The following is a 2,336-nucleotide window of genomic DNA, read 5'->3' as shown; positions in this document are numbered from 1 at the left end:
GGTCAATACTGCTTCGACGTCGACCGGCGGCGCCGCAGCGATTTCGGCCGACGGCGGTCGACGTCGAAGCAGTATTGACCGGCCTGCAATCCAGATCATCGGAAAAACTTAACTGGCAGACATCGATTGTCGATCTGATGAAACTGTTGGGTCTGGACAGCAGCCTTGCCGCTCGCAAGGAGCTTGCGGGTGAACTGCATTATTCGGGCGATACGAATGATTCGGCATCCATGAACATCTGGTTGCACAAGGCGGTCATGGCGCAACTTGCGGCCAATGGCGGCAAAGTCCCGGATAGTTTGAAGAACTGAGCGTTGGTTCTCTAGCGCGTGTTTCAAAAGTAGCCGCACGCACATCCGTGCGACTACTTCTCCATTTTCAGCGCCTTGTTATAGCCGGTCAGCTCAAGATACCCGTGCCCGACTTTCTTGTTGTCACGGCTCACCGTTACCGCGCCTTCCCAATATACTGCCCCCGTGGACTGACTGGAATCAAGTTCCTGATCATCCATCAGCGGGTCGAGTTGCCATGTTGCGTCGCCGGTTCTTACCCTCTCCGACACCGGATACGACGTCCCCGTACGTGGCGAGCGCCATGTGCGCAACGGCATGAAGTCGATCTGATTGCCATCGAAAGATTTCGCGTTGCCTTGCGGGTCTCGTAGCGTCGCGTGTGCCCAGACCGCGCTGCCGTCATGGCTGCGAACCTTGAACGCCATCAACGCTGATCCATCGGTCAGGTTCGCACCGAGCCAGTCCCAGCCGACCGCGTCGGCGCTGAGTACGGTACTGGACCATTCGTGATCGAGCCACGCCGAACCGGTGACGGTCGTATCGAGGGCGGCTTTGCCGTTCTGTGCCGAAGTCCGCGTGACCTTGCCGCTTACGCGTAGTTGCGGTTCGCTGTAGTAGTAGCTCGCTTGCGCGGGTAAAGGGCCTTTGCGCGAGTAGCCGTTGTCACCCTGCAATAGTGGCCCGGCCGTTGGCGTCAGCGTGAGGTTCAGCGTGAAATTGCTGGCCTTGACCGTTACGGCGTAATGGCCATCGGCGGCACGATCGAGTTGCCATGCGTCGAGCTTGACCTCGGTGTTGCCGGTCTTCGCATAGGCCAGACCGAAGCCTTGCCGGGCGATCTTTTGATCGTACGCGAGCCGTCCGATGGATGGATCGCTGAGCGCTGCGTGCGCGATGATCAATTGCGATGGCGCGAAGGCACTGGGATCGGCGGGATCGTGTCCGGTCGCCGAGCGAAAGAACGTGATCTGGAACCCGAGCGGCTTGCCGTCGGGTTGATTCAGCCAGCCGGTTGCGTACCACCACTCGGTGCGAAAGGCCGGATGCGCGCCCGTGTCTTGCGGAAACGTTAGCTGATGACCCGGCGTGACAGTTGCGAACTCGGTGGCCATCGAAGGCGTGGTTCCAATAGCGCATAGGCATAACGTCAAGGCCTGGAGGTGCATGAAGAGACGCATTACCAGTCCTCCTTGACGGCGCGGACGGCATCGAGCGAGATCGCCTTGCGGCCCGCGATCACGGCCGTCGCGCACGATGAAACCAGCATCACCGCCGCGACCGTGCCGAGTACGGACCAGGGAATGTGCATCGACATGCTCCAGTGAAACGACTGCGGATTGACGACAAACACGAGGATCAGGCTGATCGCCCAGCCGAGAATGAATCCCACGGCAGTGCCCAGCGCCGTCAGCATGCCGCCTTCAGCAGCGAGTATCGCGAGGACCTGGCGGCGCGTGACGCCGACGTGTCGCAACATGCCGAATTCGCGCGCACGTGCGAGCGTCTGCGCCGAAAAGGTCGCGGCGACGCCAAACAGGCCAATCACGATCGCCACCGCTTCGAGCAAATAAGTGACCGCGAAACTGCGATCGAAAATCGTCAGTGTCTTCGCGCGGATCTCGCCGGGCTGGGCGAATTCCATCGCCGGGCCGAAAGGGAGTTTGCGCAGTCTTGCAATCACGTCGTCCACGTTGGTTCCGCGCTGCACGCTGACGGCTACATCGGTTGCACCCGTGTCGCCCGTAAGCCTGCGGTAGTCCGCAAGTCGCAACTGGATTGCGCCGGTTTGCCGGACATAGTCGCGCCACACGCCGGCGACCACGAAGCTCGATTCATGCGCTCCGACCGACAACCGCACGCGCTCGCCCGTTCGATACCCATAGAGATCGACCATCGCCTCCGATACCCATATAGGCGTCTCGCCTTGATGCACGGATGACATCGGCAGCACGGGTCCGGTCATCTGCAGCGTGGCGCCGGGATCGTTGGCATCGATCTCGCGCGCCAGCAACGCAATGGCCGGACGCGCCGGATCGAGCGTGA

The 2,336-nt window shown here is 61.0% G+C and carries 3 protein-coding genes; 1 reads left to right on the top strand and 2 read right to left on the bottom strand.

From position 1 onward, the window contains the following. On the top strand, nt 1-311 hold a 311-nt coding region (locus ACRXB1_RS34705; protein WP_449494614.1), incomplete at its 5' end, for a DUF3597 domain-containing protein. A gap of 53 nt (nt 312-364) precedes the next feature. Here the strand turns inward: ACRXB1_RS34705 and ACRXB1_RS34700 are convergent. Further along, entirely contained in the window at nt 365-1,471 is a 1,107-nt protein-coding gene (locus ACRXB1_RS34700) for a lipocalin-like domain-containing protein (RefSeq protein WP_449494613.1), read from the bottom strand. After that, nucleotides 1,471-2,336: ABC transporter permease (locus ACRXB1_RS34695; RefSeq protein WP_449494612.1), on the bottom strand; the 866-nt coding region annotated here is incomplete at its 5' end. The genes ACRXB1_RS34695 and ACRXB1_RS34700, both read right to left, overlap by 1 nt.

It is taken from the genome of Caballeronia sp. M23-90 (assembly GCF_053574605.1).
This window is presented reverse-complemented; position numbering and strand designations above follow the sequence as displayed.

Coding starts and splice junctions, on each gene's coding strand:
- ACRXB1_RS34700 (WP_449494613.1), bottom strand. CDS start 1,471: ATGCGTCTCTTCATGCACCTCCAGGCCTTGACGTTATGCCTATGCGCT.